This is a genomic window from Deltaproteobacteria bacterium HGW-Deltaproteobacteria-18 (assembly GCA_002841885.1).
Classification (GTDB): domain Bacteria; phylum Desulfobacterota; class Desulfovibrionia; order Desulfovibrionales; family Desulfomicrobiaceae; genus Desulfomicrobium.
Genome location: PHBE01000020.1, coordinates 18,962 through 38,063, shown reverse-complemented (window position 1 = coordinate 38,063; position 19,102 = coordinate 18,962). Strand labels below are relative to the sequence as shown.

Annotated in this window: 12 protein-coding genes and 1 pseudogene; 12 read left to right on the top strand and 1 reads right to left on the bottom strand. The window is 46.8% G+C overall.

From position 1 onward, the window contains the following. Positions 1 to 8: 8 nt before the first annotated feature. Entirely contained in the window at positions 9 to 1,175 is a 1,167-nt protein-coding gene (locus CVU60_15780) for a hypothetical protein (protein ID PKN40448.1), read from the top strand. 423 nt (positions 1,176 to 1,598) lie between these two features. On the opposite strand, the gene CVU60_15775 is transcribed toward CVU60_15780, so the two are convergent. Then, positions 1,599 to 1,781 carry a hypothetical protein gene (locus CVU60_15775; protein ID PKN40447.1) on the bottom strand — a complete coding sequence of 61 codons (183 nt, stop codon included), beginning with the start codon at positions 1,779 to 1,781 and terminating at the stop codon, positions 1,599 to 1,601. 127 nt (positions 1,782 to 1,908) lie between these two features. Between CVU60_15775 and CVU60_15770 the strand changes: the two genes are divergently transcribed. The 11 genes and pseudogenes from CVU60_15770 to CVU60_15720 all read left to right on the top strand — a co-directional run bounded on the left by CVU60_15770 (position 1,909) and on the right by CVU60_15720 (position 18,981). Beyond that, positions 1,909 to 2,709: a hypothetical protein gene (locus CVU60_15770; GenBank protein PKN40446.1), complete on the top strand. Its 801-nt coding sequence runs from the start codon at positions 1,909 to 1,911 to the stop codon at positions 2,707 to 2,709. A gap of 1,403 nt (positions 2,710 to 4,112) precedes the next feature. Beyond that, positions 4,113 to 5,063 carry an epimerase gene (locus tag CVU60_15765; protein PKN40445.1) on the top strand — a complete coding sequence of 317 codons (951 nt, stop codon included), beginning with the start codon at positions 4,113 to 4,115 and terminating at the stop codon, positions 5,061 to 5,063. An 11-nt stretch (positions 5,064 to 5,074) separates the two neighbouring features. Then, complete coding sequence (locus CVU60_15760) at positions 5,075 to 6,205, top strand: DegT/DnrJ/EryC1/StrS family aminotransferase (GenBank protein PKN40487.1); 1,131 nt, start codon at positions 5,075 to 5,077, stop codon at positions 6,203 to 6,205. 55 nt (positions 6,206 to 6,260) lie between these two features. Continuing rightward, positions 6,261 to 7,314 (top strand): annotated as a pseudogene (locus CVU60_15755) (oxidoreductase). Then, on the top strand, positions 7,314 to 7,964 hold the full coding sequence (locus tag CVU60_15750; protein PKN40444.1) for an N-acetyltransferase: 651 nt from the start codon (positions 7,314 to 7,316) through the stop codon (positions 7,962 to 7,964). The pseudogene CVU60_15755 and the gene CVU60_15750 overlap by 1 nt, the downstream one beginning before the upstream one ends. 1 nt (position 7,965) lies before the next feature. After that, positions 7,966 to 9,093, top strand: a complete 1,128-nt coding sequence (locus tag CVU60_15745) for a transcriptional regulator (GenBank protein PKN40443.1) — start codon at positions 7,966 to 7,968, stop codon at positions 9,091 to 9,093. Continuing rightward, entirely contained in the window at positions 9,090 to 10,178 is a 1,089-nt protein-coding gene (locus CVU60_15740) for a UDP-N-acetylglucosamine 2-epimerase (non-hydrolyzing) (protein PKN40442.1), read from the top strand. Before CVU60_15745 ends, CVU60_15740 begins: the two co-directional genes overlap by 4 nt. A 26-nt stretch (positions 10,179 to 10,204) precedes the next feature. Continuing rightward, positions 10,205 to 15,532: a hypothetical protein gene (locus tag CVU60_15735; GenBank protein PKN40441.1), complete on the top strand. Its 5,328-nt coding sequence runs from the start codon at positions 10,205 to 10,207 to the stop codon at positions 15,530 to 15,532. Continuing rightward, entirely contained in the window at positions 15,352 to 15,816 is a 465-nt protein-coding gene (locus tag CVU60_15730) for a hypothetical protein (GenBank protein ID PKN40440.1), read from the top strand. Before CVU60_15735 ends, CVU60_15730 begins: the two co-directional genes overlap by 181 nt. A gap of 102 nt (positions 15,817 to 15,918) precedes the next feature. Then, a complete protein-coding gene (locus CVU60_15725) occupies positions 15,919 to 16,173 on the top strand; it encodes a hypothetical protein (protein PKN40439.1) in 255 nt (84 codons plus the stop codon). 30 nt (positions 16,174 to 16,203) lie between these two features. Continuing rightward, positions 16,204 to 18,981 carry a hypothetical protein gene (locus CVU60_15720; GenBank protein ID PKN40438.1) on the top strand — a complete coding sequence of 926 codons (2,778 nt, stop codon included), beginning with the start codon at positions 16,204 to 16,206 and terminating at the stop codon, positions 18,979 to 18,981. Positions 18,982 to 19,102 lie beyond the last annotated feature (121 nt).

The following is a 19,102-nucleotide window of genomic DNA, read 5'->3' as shown; positions in this document are numbered from 1 at the left end:
ACGCAACTATGCAAGCATGCATTGAAAAATATTCAACATCTTGTCCTATTTGCGGAACTACTGAGCACAAAAAACTCTATCCTGCATATTCTGGGCGCTGCATCACGTCACAGTTGTTTTTCTGCAATAACATCACCCTCGACAACAGATGCTGCGCGGGGTGCGGATTCATCTTTAATGCCCGCGGTGTACGCGGCATCGAGGAAAGCGTTTACAATAGCGAAGTCTGGAAACCAAAACCGCAAATCATGTCATTTACCGCGGCCAGTTCAAAGATGACAAGTCATCAACGGGCGTTCAGCATTTTCAACCGCCTTGTGAAACTTCCAACCCAGGGACACGTGCTCGACTTTGGCGCAGGCACGGGAGCTTTTCTCGAATGTTTTCAAATAGCATATCCAGACTGGCGGATTACCGCCATTGAACCGGGAGGAGGGTTTTCCGCACTCACCGAAAAAATCCGCCTTGAAGCTGCTCATAACCTTCCTTACTACAACGCCCCCGTGAATGAGTTGTTTGACGCGGTAATAGTTACCTCCGTCCTAGAGCACACACCCGACCCTCTCAGTGCCCTTCGCTGGATACATGCCCGACTGAAGCCGGGAGGCAAACTTTTGACGCAGCACCCGAACTTCGAGTTTCTTCCTGGCGATCTCTTCTGTGCGGACCATATCAACAAGCTGACCATCCCCTCTATGCTCGCCTTATGCCGACATGCTGGATTTGTCCTTGACGCAGAAGACTCCTCAACTCTTATGTACTACGCTACATTTCGCAACACCGCAACAACGCCTCCATCGCTAAAGAGTTGCTTTGAAGAAAACATGCCTATTGCCCGTCAATGCGAACACATCGCTCAACGCACTATAGCCAGCGTCGAAACAGCTGTACGACAAGCTCAAATCAAAGGCGGCAAAGCTGCTGTATTCGGGACATCCCCAATCGGCTCTATGGCGCACCTTATGCTTTCCTGTAAGGATGATATTGCTTGTTTTGTGGATGAAAATCCCTACGTATGGGGACATGAAGTGGACGATATCCCAATAGTAGGACCAAATAAAATGGCAGATTTTGGTGTAACAGATATAGCTCTTGCAATCAGCCCACTTTACTGGGATATAGTGCATAAAAAAATGTCTATTTTTAGCGCTACAATTCATACACCAAGCATTTAGTCTTCATTAATAAAAATCTAACTTATAGAAAATATGCACTACTCTATAGCATTTGACACAGATTGGGCTCCACAATACGTGATTAATGACACATTAAAAATTATTAACGAGCATAAAATTAAATGCACACTATTTTGCACAAACTTTTACGACACAAGCAATTTTAAAGATATAGAAATAGCACTTCATCCGAATTATATGCCAGGCTCAACACATGGACATAATGACAATGAGTGCATAATTGGATTAAAAAAAATATTTCCAAACGCCATAGGAACCAGATCACATAGACTATATTGGCACGCAGGCCTAACAGACACATTGATTAACAACAAGATATTATATGATTCAAGCATAATGCTTCCATTTCAAGAAATATTACCATTTAACTATTTCGGGCTATTTAGAATTCCGGTATGGTGGTCAGATGGATTCCATATAAAAAGCAGGCATGATGAAGAAGTTGTCAAAAAAAAAATAAATCACCACAATGGCGTTAAAATACTCATATTTCACCCAATAAATATTTTTCTCAACTCTAACAATAATTTTGATTATAAAAAAATTGCGCAAAAAATATATAATAATGAGATCGATGAAGAACAAGCTAGATCATACAGAAGTAATAGCGCTGGCATACGAAATATATTCAAAGCAATTTTAGATATACTATCTCATAAAAAAATTAGAACAATTGCAGATATATATACAATTTATTCTCAAGGAAATAGCCATGAATATTATGAGAAACAACAACAAAATCAATACTGATAAAATAATTAACAAATGTGCCACAGAGTTTTTAAACTCTAATAATATATTAAATTCAAAAGATAAAGATTTTGCATTAAGAGTGTATTCAACTCCAATTTCACAATACATTTCAAGAATAAAATCAATTAATTTTACTAAAGGACATGTTCTCGATGCATGTGCTGGATTTGGCCAGTGGAGCATCGCTCTTGCACTTTTGAACTTTAAAATTACGTCGTTTGACGTTCTTCCAGAACGCATTAGCACTCTAAAATATATCGCTAACAAGTTAAATATTTACAATATTAATACTGAAATTGCGCATCTTGACAACATGCCATACAAAAATAATTCATTTGACTTCGTTTTTTGCTATGGTTCTATTTTTTGCACTCCATGGAAAGAGAGCTTAAAAGAGATATACCGGGTTACAAAACATGAAGGCAAAGTCTATCTCACTGCGAATGCGATCGGTTACCAAGCATACTTATGGTGCGAAAGACCTAATGAAAAGCAATATTTTGATCCCAGAGAGTTTGTTTCAAAAGCTTTCGCAAATACATTAGAATACGAAAAAACAGGTCTCAAAATAAATGTTGGACAAATCATAATAGCACCCAAAGAACTCGCCGAATATTCAGAAAGAATCGGATTTAAAGTAGTCGCTCAAGGAGAAGAGGGGACTATAAATTTAACACACGGAAAAAATACACCGACTCCTTTTTTTAAAGGAAAATATATGGAACTACCCTGTTGCCATGAAATTATTTTACAAAAATAAATTTTAAATAAATATGAAAATACTAATATCCTCTTCAGATATAGCAAACACGATTACTAATCTTACAAATGGATTTCGTCGTTTAGGATTTCACGCAGATAGTTTTTGCACTACTCCAAATAAATTATACTCTAACACATACACTTACACAGACATAAATTTTTTTAATTCCTGTTCAATTTCAGCAACAGTTGACGGCAGAGTCAAAGTAACTCCATCTTCTCAATTTTTAAAATTTATAGATAGATATGATGTATTCATATTTGTCGCTGGAACATCATTACTACCGAGAATGATAGACGTGCCCATCATCAAAGCTATGGGAAAAACAATAATATGTAGACAATGCGGCACTGAAGTTCGTGACTACGATCTAGCAAATTTATTCTGGGCAAAGCACGGTCGCACGTACCCTTTTTATAATAGAGACAAAAGCTCTAAAAAAGAAATTATAAAATCAGAACTCGATGTCTTAGAACTTAGCCCGTACAATCCATCATTAGCAAACAAACTTCATAATACAAGAATTAGCGAACTCTACGCCGATGTAATCACTAGCGGACCACCAAGCCAAACTCTCGGAATCCGCCCATATATGCAGTCTGGCCCGATATTCAATCCCAGTCAATGCATATTCAATATCCCTAAAAGGAAAAAACCAGTCATACTTCACGCGCCATCTAGCACGCTTTACAAACAAACAGACATAATTTTAAATTCACTACATGAACTTAGCGACAATGGGCTCAAATTTGATGTTGATTTTATTACAAATGTTCCGCATGAAATAGTATTACAGCGTCTTGCAAACGCAGACATACTAATAGACGAATTGTCTTGTGGCGCTGGAGTACTCGCGTATGAAGGTATGGCAAGTGGATGTATCGTTTTAGGTGGCCACACAGGAGCAGAATCTCCACTCCCATTCAATAGGCCCATTTACACAATTACAAAAAATAATATTAAAGAGCGAATTACTAACGCTGTTAATGATCTTTCATTTCGAATAGAAATGGCAGAGAAAGGTCGTGACTTTATTAATAAAGGCTTTGGAAGCCCTGAAAATATCGCTAACTATCTCATTAATGCTATTAAAAGGTCAAATTCTAATGAATATGATATTTACCCAACCTTATTTTCAGAAAATGTATCTTCATTAACAGAACATGACATACCTGAATACATAAAAAATATAACACTTAATATTATTGAAAAATTTGGAGTTTACAACCAAGAAACGTTCGTCAACCTCTTACAAGCTGGACATATCGCTTCAAGCCCGACATATAAGCCTGATTTATTCTGGGACAGAAAACAACTTAAATCTATTGGACCATGGGTAACTATTGGACCAACTGCTGGACATGGGTTTCAATAGCAACTCACACAAAAAGAGGATTATTATGCTGGAAGGAAAAAAAATTTTTATCACCGGCGGTGCTGGATTTATCGGCTCTACTCTTGCTGGAAAGCTACTTCAAAACAATAAAGTTATTATTTTTGATAACTTTTCAAGAAATTCTCTTGCATCACAAAATTTTGTAAATCATAAAAACTTAACAACAATTAAGGGAGATGTCTTGAATTATAATGAGATCCGTCGTTCTTGCGAAGGAGCAACTCATATAGTTCATTGCGCTGGAATAGCAGGCATAAGCACTGTTTGCAAAAGACCAACTGAAACATTAGAAGTTAACATAATTGGCTCAGTAAATATTTTAAAAGCTGCAGCTGACATAATGTGTGAACGACTCGTCTGCTTTTCTACTAGCGAAGTATTCGGATCGTGCGCACTAACATCCAAGGAGAGCGATCAAACTGTGATTGGAGCAGCTGGTCAGGCCCGGTGGACATACGCAGTTAGCAAACTTGCTGAAGAACATCTTGCTTTCGCCTACCACCGCGAGCAAGGCATTCCCACGTGCATAGTCAGGCCATTCAACATTTATGGCCCAGGACAAGTTGGCGAGGGCGCGCTTAAAGTATTCATCCAACAAGCTCTCGCAAATGAACCTATTACAATCTTCGGTCTTGGCACTCAGATTCGGGCATGGTGTTATGTTGACGACATGGTGGATGGAACCCTTCATTGCCTCGAAAATGATGCAGCCATTGGCGAATCGTTCAATATCGGAAATGCCCGCAGCATTCAGACCATCTATGGGCTTGCAAACACTGTTATCCGGGTGCTCAATTCAAAATCTAAGATAGAGTTTGCCCCGGCAAACAGCGTCGACATCGAATTGCGGATTCCTTGTGTTGAAAAGGCCAAGAATGTCCTTGGATTTGAATCCATGGTCGATCTTGAGGAAGGAATTCTCAGAACGGCTGCGTACTACCGAAACATTATGTAACCATGATTAAAATACCCATCATACGCCCAGTATTTGATGATTCAGAGCTTGAATATCTTCGTCGCTGCCTTGAATCTGGCCATGTCACGCAGGGACCGTTTGTCGCTGAATTTGAGAAACGATTTGCTTCTATTCACAACACACGCCATGCATTTGCTGTCACATCGTGCACTACGGCTATGCATACAGCCCTTTTAGCTCTTGGAGTCACTTTCGGGGACGAAGTCATTATCCCCGCGTTCACATGGGTTTCTACAGCTAACGTTGTAGAGCATGTGGGTGCCTGCCCAATTTTTGCCGATATCAGCTTTGACGACTTCAACATCGCCTCTGCAAGGATTGAGGCCCTCATCACACCCCGCACAAAGGCCATCATTGTAGTGCACCTCTTCGGACTCATGTCTGACATGGATAGCATCCTACCCATCGCACGCAAGCACGGAATTGCAGTACTCGAAGATGCTGCGTGCGCTACAGGGTCGCGTTATCGCGGGATGCACGCCGGAGGATTTGGCGACGTGGGATGCTTCTCCTTCCACCCCCGAAAGGTCATCACCACCGGCGAAGGCGGCATGATCACCACAAACGATGACAGCATCGCCCAGCACATCAGCATTCTTCGCAATCACGGCATAACCCCTAGCCCAGCGCAAAACCCTTGGCAAATGCCACACATAGATAATTGCGGACATAACTTTAGGCTCTCTGACATCCAGGCTTCGATAGGCCTTGCTCAACTGAACAAAATGGACGATATTCTCAAAGAGCGTAAACGAATCGCCTGTCGCTACACAGAACTATTCGCACAACTCCCCGACTTGGCATTACCCATAGAGCCTGAGCATGCGCGACATACATGGCAATCATATGTCGTACGACTGATTGATGGCGGGGTGTCGCGTCGAAATAATATCATAGAATATTTACATGACAATGGCATTCAAACAAGACCTGGAACAATGGCTGTACATCGTCTTAATTTCTACTCTTCTAAGTACAATATCAATGAAAACGACTATCCAATAGCAAATGAATGTGAAAATACTACGATAACAGTTCCTCTATTTCACAATATGAGCGATGAAGATATTTTTTATGTTTATAATAATTTAAAAATTGCGCTGACTATTTTCAGTTCATGAAAATGTTAGTTATCATACTGAATCAGACAGAAACACTTAAACATAAGGCAAATCAATGTTTCCAACAATCCATGATCGCAGGATAAAAATTGCCGTCGTGGGCTGTGGCCGAATTTCAGGCAAACATTTTGACGCCATTGATCAGCACAAACAGAATTTGCAGCTAGTTGCTGTATGCGATCGCGATCGAGAAGTCTTGGCCCGGACTGAGAGATCTCTCGGAATTCAAGCCTTTGACCGTCTAGACACGCTCTTGGCCCAGTCAGATGCTGATCTTGTCTGCATTTGCACCCCCAGCGGCTTGCACCCTTCCGAAGTCATCCGTTGCGCTAAAGCTGGAAAACACGTCATGACTGAAAAACCCATGGCCACACGATGGGCTGACGGAATTGCAATGGTCAAAGCTTGCGATAAAGCTCGGGTTCGTTTTTTTTGTCGTCAAGCAAAATCGGCGCAACACAACCTTGCAACTGGTCAAACGGGCCATTGATGAAAAGCGTTTTGGCAGAATCTATATGGCGCACGTGAACGTATTTTGGACCAGGCCACAGGCCTATTACGACCAAGCCAAATGGCGCGGCACCTGGGAGCTTGACGGAGGTGCGTTCATGAATCAGGCCAGCCATTATGTCGACCTATTCGAATGGCTGATAGGGCCCATCGCCGACGTACAAGCCATGACAGGAACGCTTGCGCGCGACATAGAGGTTGAGGATACCGGCGTGATGAACGTACGCTGGCGCAACGGGGCATTAGGCTCCATGGCTGTAACCATGCTCACCCATCCAAAAAATTACGAAGGCTCGCTCACCATTTTCGGAGAAAAGGGCACCGTCCGGTTGGGGGGCGTTGCAGTAAATGAAATCCAGCACTGGGATTTCAAAGACCAAAGTGACTATGACGACCAGATCAAAAAGGCCAACTACGAGACGACCTCCGTTTACGGATTTGGGCACCCGCTCTATTATAAGAATGTCATAGATACCCTACGAGGCGATGCGGAGCCTGAATCCGACGGCAGAGAGGGATTAAAAAGTCTAGAAGTCATCATCGCCGCATACCTTTCCGCCCGGGACGGCAAGACTGTCTCATTACCACTGGAGTACTGATGGCAGATTTTTTTGTTCATCCATCGAGTTACGTTGATGATGGCGCTCAAATCGGTCAAGGGACCCGCATCTGGCATTTTTCGCATGTCATGCCACGGGCCTGCATAGGAACCAACTGCAATCTGGGGCAGAACGTAATGATCGCCTCTGGAGTCAGCATCGGAAGCAACGTAAAAATCCAGAACAACGTTTCCGTCTATCAGGGGACGACGGTCGAGGACGATGTCTTCCTCGGGCCGTCCTGCGTGCTGACAAATGTGACCAACCCCCGGCCCCAAGTGAACAGACAGGCCTTGTACGAGACAACGCTGATCCGCCGCGGCGCAACCGTCGGGGCCAACGCAACGGTAGTCTGCGGCGTCACCATCGGACGCTATGCCTTTATCGCAGCGGGATGTGTCGTCACGAAGGATGCCCCAGACTACGCGCTGATCATGGGCGTGCCTGGGCGGCAGACGGGATGGATGAGCCAGCATGGACACAGGCTCGACAAGCCGGATGGTGACGGTGTGATGGTATGCCCGGAATCGGGGCTCCGTTATCGGGTTGTAAAGGGCGCGCTCGTGTGCCTGACTCTGGATGAGGAACAGCCCATGACTGCACCTCTTTCGATCGGGGCAAAAACATACGATGAGTACAAGAAGGCCTGATATGCGTATTCCTCTTCTTGACCTCAAAGCTCAGTACGAGCTCATCAAGGAAGAAATCGATACCGCGGTGGCTGCAGTTTTCGCTTCTCAACAGTTCATCAACGGACCGCAAGTGGGCGAACTCGAAAAGGCTGTCGCCGAATACTCCGGATGCGCTCATGGCGTGGGAGTGTCCTCAGGCAGCGACGCTCTGCTCATCGCCCTCATGGCTGAGGAGATCGGTCCTGGGGATGAGGTCATCACGACGCCGTACACCTTTTTCGCCACCGCCGGAGCCATCGCCAGGGTCGGTGCCAGGCCGGTATTCGTGGATATTGAGGACTCGACTTTCAACATCGATCCAAACTTGATCGAGCAGGCAGTGACCGCCCGCACCAAGGCAATCATGCCCGTACATCTTTTCGGACAGATGGCCGATATGGATCCGATCATGGAGATCGCCGATCGACATGAACTCATTGTAATCGAAGATGCCGCACAGGCAATCGGTGCCGAGTACAAAGGATGCAAGGCGGGCTCCCTGGGCCATTACGGGACGTTCTCCTTCTTCCCGTCGAAGAACCTCAGCGGAGCCGGGGACGGCGGCCTAGTAATCTGCCAGGATGCAAATCGGGCGGAGCGGTTGAAGATTCTGCGCAACCACGGCTCCAAACCCAAATATTTCCACGAGTTCATCGGCGGTAATTTCCGATTGGACACGATCCAGGCCGCAGTTGTGCTGGCCAAGCTCCGTCATCTCGACGCCTGGACAGCGGCCAGACAGGAGCATGCACAGATGTACCGACGACTGTTCGAGACGTCCGGACTGCTGGAAAGAGGGCTGGCGCTGCCGGTAGAGATCATGGACCGGCACATCTACAACCAGTTCGTCATCCGCTACCAGGATCGTGATGGTCTGAAACAGCACTTGGCAGGCCACGGCGTGGACACTGAAATCTATTACCCCTTGCCATTGCATTTACAGGAGTGCTTTGCCTATCTTGGCCATCAAGCAGGAGATTTTCCTCATGCCGAACAGGCCGCATCAAAGTCCCTGGCCCTGCCCATCGACCCGTTACTTTCCGAAGCCGAAATTGAATATGTGGTATCCACCATCAACAATCAATCTAAATCCAACAACCAAGAATGAAGATCCTCACTGTTGTCGGCGCCCGCCCCCAATTCATCAAAGCTTCGGCCGTATCACGGGCGATCCTGTCAGAGAAGGCCCAGGGCGCGAACCTTCACGAAGTAATCGTGCACACCGGCCAGCATTTCGACGCCAACATGTCGAAGGTATTTTTCGAGGAGTTGTCCATCCCTGAACCTGATTATCATCTAGGTATTGCAAGCCTTGGGCATGGGGCCATGACCGGACGCATGCTTGAGGCCATCGAGTCCGTGCTGTTCGAGGAAAAACCTGATATAATGCTGGTTTACGGCGACACCAATTCAACTCTGGCCGGGGCGCTGGCTGCTGCCAAACTACATTTGCCCGTGGCGCACGTAGAGGCGGGTTTGCGTTCCTTCAACAAGCGCATGCCCGAAGAGGTGAATCGCATCCTGACCGATCATGTCTCGAACCTGCTTTTCTGCCCCACTCAAACGGCAGTGAACAACCTGGGGAACGAGGGCATAAGGAGCGGTGTGCATCTGGTTGGCGACGTGATGAATGATGTGACCCTGCACTACCGTGAACTAGCCGCCAAGCGCAATTGCCTTGATAAATGGGGGGTGACCGAAAAGGGCTACGCGCTCTGCACAGTGCATCGAGCGGAGAATACGGATGACGCGATGCGTCTCCAGGGAATCCTGACCGCATTGCGCGAAATCGCAGAAGAAGTCCCTGTACTCCTGCCGCTGCACCCCAGAACCCGCAAGATCATAGAGGCCATGGGCCAACCCGAAGCCTTACGCGGCCTGACCGTGCTCGAACCCCTCTCCTATCTGGAAATGCTGCGCCTTGAGATGTCGGCGAGGGTCATCCTGACCGATTCCGGCGGCGTACAGAAAGAAGCGTTTCTTCACCGTGTGCCTTGTATTACACTACGGGACGAGACGGAGTGGGTGGAGACGGTAGAGATGAGGCGGAATGTACTCACAGGGGCTAACCGCGAAGCGATCATTAATGCATGGATAGAGCACCAATCATCCAAACTCGAAAAGAAATTTTTTATCACGGGAAAAACTGCATATAACATTGTAAAAATAATAATTAATAGACAGCATACCTGATAACAATAACATAAAATGAAGACAGCATGAAAATACTTTTTTTAGCTTACATAAAAAGCAGTAACAGACAGCTTTTTGATAAAGTTGACAACCAAGTTCTCTCAATCAGAGAACTTTATCCGGAATCTGACGGCCTTGTAGTTGGAGAAGGGTGGAGCAAAATTGCTTGCAATCCACGCGCCGTAAGCCTTTTTGATTCACAAAAACTATACAAAACATCAGAAAAGTCAGAGCATAGCAAAATAGTTACAGATATATTCCAAATAGCAATAAACAAAAAAAAACCTGATATTGTAATACTCAGATATTCTTACCATACAGATATTCATTGGATCGACTTCTTAAAAAATAATAAAAATATAATACTTGAACACCACACAAAAGAATTAGAAGAAATTAAACCTCAAAATGCCATATCACTTTTACGTAACGAATTACAATTTGGACCCATAATGCGGCAACGAGCTCTGGGTCTGACTGCTGTAACAAAAGAAATACTTGATTATGAAATTCAGCAAAGCAGCTACCAAAAAAGTGGCCTTGTTCTAGGTAATGGAATTCGTGTTAATGAAATAAAAATACTTGACAACCCTTCAAAAAGTGCCCCCCTCGAAATTCTTGTAGCTGCAAAATTTCAGAATTGGCACGCATATGAACGAATAATTGAAGGTATTAAAAAATCTAAAACAAGAGCACCCTATATCTTCCATTTCATTGGAGACGGTCCATTCTTGGATGATTACAAAAAGCAAGCGTATACGTACGGAGTTGAAAAATGGATACGATTCCACGGCTTTATCCCACAACACGAAATACATAAAATTGCAAATCAATGCAGCATAGCGATTGGAACACTGGGCAGACACAGAATAGGCATGGCGGAAGGATCTTCGTTAAAACATAGACTATATTTCTCACAAGGTCTTCCAATAGTATACTCCGATTTTGACGCAGACATACCTACCGATCTTCCATGGGTACACAAAGTTTCTTCTGATGAATCCCCAATTTGCATTGATTCTATCCTAGAATTTGCTAGAGCAATGAACAAAAGACCCGAATTGCGCTCTGAGATACGTACATATGCCGAATCGCATCTAGACTGGTCCATTAAAATCCCAAAACTTGCCGATTTTGCCACTAAATCCCTAAAATCAACTTTTATGCAAAATGCATATACTTTTCAGTCAGTAATGAACCCTAAAGGCCATCAATTTCCAAAAATTTCATTTGTCGCTTATGGGCCAAACCAGATTAATGGACCAAATATATGGCTACAAAGAATCCTCCCAAAGCTTCTAAAAAGAGGATTCAGTCCTCATGTTATTTTTTTGATGAATTCAAACGATTCATGCAACATAGTTAAAAACATTGAATCACAGGGCATTAAGTGTACAAAGATATTAAAGAGCAAATATACTGAGCATATTATTGTTGATATATTAAAAATTTTAGAAACAGAAAAAACTGATATCTTTATACCAAATTTGAGCGTCCCTGCATATTATGCTGCCAAGTGGGCGAAACAGTCTGGCATCCCAACCGTAGGAATAATTCACTCTGACGATACATTTCATCACGAAATCATAGATACTTTTGGTGACTCCAAAACTCAATTCAGCCTCTCGGCAATTGTCTGCGTTTCACGGCACATCGAAAGCCTTGCCCGTGATAAAGATTCCCTTAACACGACCATCTTGCACAGGCCTTATGGAGTTGAAATCCCTGAATTAACGAGCACACCGCCTAATGATAATCTAAAAATAATTTATACAGGGCGTTTAATTCAGCGGCAAAAAAGAATTTTCGATGTCATTGCTTCTAGCAAAATGTTACTCAATCATATTGGTGGCATAGAAATTTCTTTTTTTGGAGAAGATAGGGAAGGCGGAAGAGCAGTTGGGGAAATTAATAAGCTCAGCCCGAATAATAACATATCATATGGCGGAATACTGAAATACGCTGAAATTTTCCCTGAATTAGTAAAACACCACGTATTCATGCTGCTTTCCGACTACGAAGGCATGTCTATCTCCTTAATGGAGGCCATGGCGTGTGGATTGGTACCAATTTGTACGCGCACAAAAAGCGGCGCGACCGAAATCATCCGCCACAACGTAAATGGCCTACTGGTTGACAATCGTGACGAGGACTTCCTTAACGCAGTGCGTCGCCTGAAAACCGAGAAAGGGCTCTGGGAGAGACTGTCGCAAGGTGCTCGCAACACGATCAAAAATGAATACTCAATTGATATCTGCGCCGACAAATGGGCAGACTTTTTGCTTACGCTGATAAACAAGGCCGGAGAAAAACAACAAATCAAAATCCCGGAACTTCACGAAATTCACCTCCCTCCTGTCAAAAAGTCAGATAATGGTATGTGCCGAGAGGATAAGCGAATGCCTCGAGTTCAGACAACGAACACGCTCCAACCCGAACAGAACGATAATTTTTTGAATCCTCGTCTGGCTCCTGATTTTGCTGACCTATTCATAGTCAGAAGCGCCATAAAAAACAGCCTCGACAAGCATCTTGCCAGTTTCCACGGCACCCTGCTCGATATCGGATGCGGCCAAATGCCCTATCGGGAACACATACTAGCCTCACAACCACTTATTAAACAATTCATAGGGTTGGACTTCGCCCAAGGAAAATATGCCGATCGCAGGCAGCCAGATATAACTTGGAACGGTTCATCCATTCCCTTAGCCGACGGTAGTATCGACTGCGCCATGGCCACGGAAGTCCTTGAACATTGTCATGATCCACTAACTGTTCTCAAAGAGATACGCCGGGTCCTCAGGCCTTCAGGGACTTTCTTCTTTACCGTCCCCTTTCTCTGGCCAATTCATGACGCCCCGCACGACCACTACAGATACACGCCATTCGCACTGCAAAAGTTTCTATCTGACGCTGGCTTTGAAGACATCCACACCGAGGCTATGGGAGGATGGAACGCTTCCTTAGCTCAAATGATCGGCCTCTGGCTCAAGCGTGCGCCCATGTCCGAGGCTGCGCGCAAGCAGGCCACAACGGATTTGTTCCCGTTTTACGAGCAGTTGATCAAGACGGATGTGAAACCAACGGATTTCAATAAAAATCCCATGATCACAGGCTTATCAGGCACGGCGAAAGCTCCTGCCCGTCGCCAGACTATCGCACAAAATTCAAATGGCCCAAGGGTAGTCATAGTAACCGACCAGTTTCCTATTCTCTCCCAGACGTTCATTCTGGATCAAATGACGGGCCTCATCGACCGTGGCATCACTGTGGAGCACTGGTCTCTGCAGCGCATGACTGAACCCGTGATTCATGAAAACGTGTCAAAATATGGACTATTGGACTCAACCCGGTATATCAACCTCCCCCCGGACTCCCTGCGAACCGATCCGAAACGGTGGACGACGCAGTTCTTGAAATCAAACGGCTTGGCCGTCTTGGACGACGTCGAGGCAGTACAGATTCATTTCGGACCTAATTTCAACAAACTTGCACCCTTGTTCGCGGCCTACCCTGAACTGTTCGTATTGATATCGTTCCATGGTTACGACGGGTCCGCCACGTTCAAGATCAAAGGGGCGGATGTGTACAAGGGCCTGTTTGCACGAGCCAACAAAATCACCACGCCCAGCGAGTACATGAAAAGCACCCTGGTTCAATTCGGCTGTTCTCCCGACAAGGTCACCGTACATCATTACGGCAAGGACACTGCCTCATTCGCCCCGGCGCCCCGTCAGGAGAGCAGCGAACCGATAAAACTGCTCACCGTGGCCAGGTTCGTCGAAAAGAAAGGTCTTGAATACTCCATCGCCGCCTTTGCCAAGGCTCAGACCGGCCTGAACGCGCAATACCGCCTCGTAGGTTATGGCGAACTGGAACCTCAACTCAAGTCACTGGCAAAATCTCTGGGCGTGGCAGACAAAGTCGTATTTCTCGGGCAACTCAGCAACGAATCCGTACGTCAGGAAATGGCCGCTGCAGACGTCTTTGTCTTGACCAGCGTGACCGCGGCCAATGGCGACCAGGAAGGCGTGCCGGTAAGTCTTATCGAAGCCCAGGCCATAGGTCTGCCCGTTGTAAGTTCCTGGCACGCGGGCATACCGGAACTGGTTGCTCACAAAGAAAGCGGATTTCTGGCTGAAGAACGCAATATCGATGAAATTGCGGGATATTTGCGAGTGCTGATCAAAAATCCTTCAATTCGAAAGGACTTTTCTCTCAATGCTCGACAGAGGGTGTTAAAGGAATTTGATTTGGCAAAGCTCAATGACAATTTGGTCGAACACCTTCTACGTCGCACCTCTGGCCGTGAACGGACAGACGCGCAGAAAGACGATTCCACTACCAGTACATCCGATAAGAAGCCCCACCCAAACGCAGCCTATTGCCCCATTTGCCGCAACAACTTTGCGCAATTTAGGGCCTTTGGCAAGTCGCCACGACCTAATGCGCTGTGCCCCGGTTGCACCTCCCTTGAACGACATCGCTCATTATGGCTTTTTTTAGAGCGTCACACAGAATTCTTTTCCACCTCACATCTGAGGATGCTGCACTTTGCACCGGAAATATGCCTGGAGCGTCGTTTTAGACAAGTGATGGGCAAACGTTATGTAACGGCAGACCTTCTGGATCCAAAGGTCGACGTTCGGGCTGACATCACCAATCTGCAATTTCCTGATGCCAGTTTTGACGCCATATATTGCTCCCACGTACTCGAGCATGTGCCCGATGACCATGCCGCAATGCAGGAACTGTTTCGGGTGCTGGACAAAAATGGCCTTGCCATCATCATGGTTCCGCTCAGGGGCGCTACCACCGAGGAAGACTTGACCATCACCGATCCTGAAGAACGCACCCGCCGCTACGGCCAGGCAGATCACGTAAGATATTACGGTATGGACATCGTCGGCAGGCTTGAGGATGTGGGCTTCGAGGTGCAATCCATTGATACCTCCAACGTGTTCACTGCAAAAGACATTGCAACAATGCATCTTGGCCGCGTTCATATTTTTCTCTGCCGCAAGCCGGGCAGCGTTAAAAATCCTGACGCGCACAGGCCAGACACCTCCCGCAAAACGGGGGGGGGGCCGCACTCCGGCGCACTACCAAGGAACTACGCGCTACGGCCCGGCACTGGTCCTCGAACAAAACCGTTAACCGAACTCGCTGGTGAATGCATCCGCCCGTTATGCGCCACATCAACGCCTTGGTGTGCGGCAATGTCGTGGATGGTCCATGGCCAGGGCTTGAAATGCGGATGCAGGCATTGGTTCAAGGAGGCTACTTTTCACGCGGCATATCCATTGGCTGCGGCAACGCATCCAAAGAACTGCAATTGCTACGGAAAGGAATAGTCGGGCGCTTTGACCTGTTCGAACTCAGCCATGAAAGAGTGGCACACGGCAGGGCTGCAGCCGTCAAGGGCGGCGTGGCGGAACGCGCAAGCTTCCATGTTCAGGACGCCTTTGCCAGGGACGAGGCCGATCAGTACGACCTTGTTTACTGGAACAACGCACTGCACCACATGTTTGACGTGCGACAGGCGTTCCTCTGGAGTCGAGAGAAGCTTCGCCCTGGCGGCTGGCTGGTGATGGACGATTACGTCGACGCTACGCGCTTTCAGTGGCCGGACAGCTAATTGTAAACTGCCAGCCGTGTACGCCGGTCTTTACCGGAACGATTGTTGCTCGACCGTGCACAGCCCCAAAGGACATGTCCGACGCACGTGACACGACCCGACTTGGGCAGCATGCGCGCCACAGATCCATCCGAAGCTGCGGATAGCGACAATATCCTTCCAGCTCTACGACAGATTTTCCCTGGCGCACAAATCCGCATGACGGGCGGAGTAGTTTACAATCTGGCCCTCAAGGACATTATCGCCAATTTTGATGATGTCGAGAACGCGGCTAGGCTGGAGGAACTGCTCGTCTATGATGCGGAATTGGCATCTCAGCAACAGACACAGTATGCTTGCGCCTTCGCAACCATATAATTTTCGACCCTGAACTACGGAGCGCCGTGCATGAGTTATGATCCCAAAACGTTCAAGGTAGCCTTTGCTGTCACGGAAGTCGGCCAAAAGGTGGCTGCTGGAGATTACTTCACCGCCCTGGAGCTAGGCAGCGCATTGCGCAAGCTTCTCCGCTGGGAGGTGGTATGGCTGCCAAAGGCTGAGTGGTATAATGTAGGCGATGCCAACGTCCTGATTGCCATGACAGATCATTACGATCTGGGCTCTCTGGGCCCCAACGCGGCAAACTTGATCAAAATATGCTGGATGCGCAACTGGTTTGACCGTTGGGCCGGCAAGCCATACTTTGGCATGTGGGACATCCGACTGTGTTCCTCTCTGAAAGCAGCTGCCCACATTCAGAAGCAATACGGGCACACATCCGCCATACTTCGCATCGCAACCAATCACATCCGGTTCCAGCCACGACCCCAAGAAAAGCTGTATGACTACGTTTTCACCGGAAGTTACTGGGGAGCACCGAGAGACATCGAACTCATAGACCCCGCGGCCATCGGACTTCGTTTTGCTTTGTTCGGCAAAAACTGGGAGCACCATCCTCAGTTTCAATCGTATGCCAAAGGATTTGCTCCATATCACGCCATGCCGAGGATCTATAACCAATCCAGAATACTGATAGATGACGCCAACAACGTCACCAAAGAATGGGGATCGGTAAACAGCAGGGTGTTCGACGCCCTTGCTTCAGGTACGCTGGTGATCACAAACAGCGCCACAGGATCCGCGGAGGTGTTCAAGGGGCATTTGCCGGTGTACGACTCTCCGGAATCACTGCGCGATATCCTCAAAAGCTATCTCGACAACCCCACCCTGTACCAGAGCGTTCTGGAAGGACTGAGAAACAGCATCCTGTCCGATCATACTTACGATATACGGGCACAAGAGCTGGCCAAAATTTTGCTCGCGCATCTCCAGACAACCCAAACCCGGCAGGGCGAGAGATTAACGTCATCCAAGCCGGTGAAAGTCCCGCTGGAACGATCTACGATTGTTTCCATAATCATTCCGGTGTATAATCAGGCACAATTTACGAAAAACTGCCTGAATGCCCTCTTCAACAACACCCCCGAACCGTACGAAATCATCATTGTCGATAACGGCTCCACCGACGACACCACCATTCTCCTAAAGCAGTATGAAGGAAGAATCCGGGTCATCCGCAATGCCCAGAACCAAGGGTTTGCCAGTGCGTGCAACAGTGGAGCCGAGGCAGCACATGCGCCGCTTTTGCTTTTCCTCAACAATGACACCGAAGTACAGCCCGGTTGGTTGCCCCCGCTACTGGCCATGGCGGCACGTCCCACTGTGGGGGCGGTAGGCAGTCGACTTCTTTTCCCAGATGACAGCATACAGCATGCCGGCGTGCTCATAGTTGAGCGCCGAGGAGTTGTATCATTGTTACCAAGACACCCCTTCATTGGAGAAAATCAAGCAGCGGCATCTCCCGTAAAAGCCACCAGCATGCAGGCGGTGACCGCTGCCTGCATGCTGGTGAAAGCTGAAGATTTTGATGATGTAGGGGGGTTTGACAATGCGTACTGGAACGGTTGCGAAGATGTAGACCTGTGCTTCAAGCTGGCACAGCTCGGCAAAAAAGTTGTCTATGAGCCTTCAAGCGTGGTCGTGCATCATGAAGGCAAAAGCGGACATGAACGCACTGTAGCGATCACCACCAATAACGCTCGGTTGCGCAGCCGATGGGAAGGACTGATTGCTCCGGACATCTGCGACATTGACGGGATTGTCATTCCTGCCGAAGGACTCGCGCGCCGTATTCGAGACGGAGGCGATCTAGCTCCTGACGAAACATACGGCGAACAGGTGAGTGCGTGGTGGAACCGATATCGCACCAGATACCTTTCCTCAAAGCAAAGAATGTCAAGATCCAACCGCATTGCGGTGCGAATCTGCACCCCCTCAAGACAAAGTCTAGGTTGGGGCGATACGAGTTTTGGTCAGGAGTTGGCGGCGGCTTTTGCCCGTATCGGTCACAATGCCGAAGTGTTGTTCAAGAACGAATGGGACTATGGGGGGCACGACATTTCCATCCACCTCCGCGGTGTCTACCGCCATTATCCCCGATCTGGCGACAAAAACATTCTTTGGATCATCAGCCATCCCGAACTGATTACCAAAGATGAACTGGACAGCTACGATCTGGTCTTGTGCGCTTCGTCCTACTTCCTACCCCAGATCGAACTGATCACCTCAACTCCTTGTTATTTTCTGCCACAGGCCGCGCACCACGGCTTTGTGATGCAAAAACGGCAACCATCGGCAACTCAACTGGATTTGCTGTTCGTAGGCAACAACTATGCCTACAAGGAAAATCGAAGACGCCAAATCGTGCAGGACGTATTGGACGCAGGGCAAGGCGCGTCCTTGCGTGTTATTGGCCGCGACTGGAAAGGGTACCTCCCTGCCGCCATTCTGCTCGAAGAATTTGTTCCTCAGGAGATCTTACCACGATTTTACTCCATGGCACGTATCAACCTGAATGACCATCATCCCGCTATGGCGCGGGATGGATTCATAAACAACAGGACGTATGACATTGGCGCCTTAGGACTGTTTCAGATCAGCAACGCTGTTCCAGGCATCGACAACCTTGGCGTTGTAACATACAATAATGCAATAGATTTACGACATAAAATTGAATATTATATTAATAATGAAAATTCGAGAAAAGAAATAGCAGCGCATAGCCGTAACATGTGCAAAAACGAAACATTTGAAGCAAGAGTTAAAAAAATAATTGATATAATCTAACAAGACAAAATTTTTATTATAAAATAAAAACAAAATTATAAACACGACAACACAAAATAACAAGCACTAACTCTACATAAAACTTTCAATCCATAAAAATGGACTATTAGTAAATTAATAC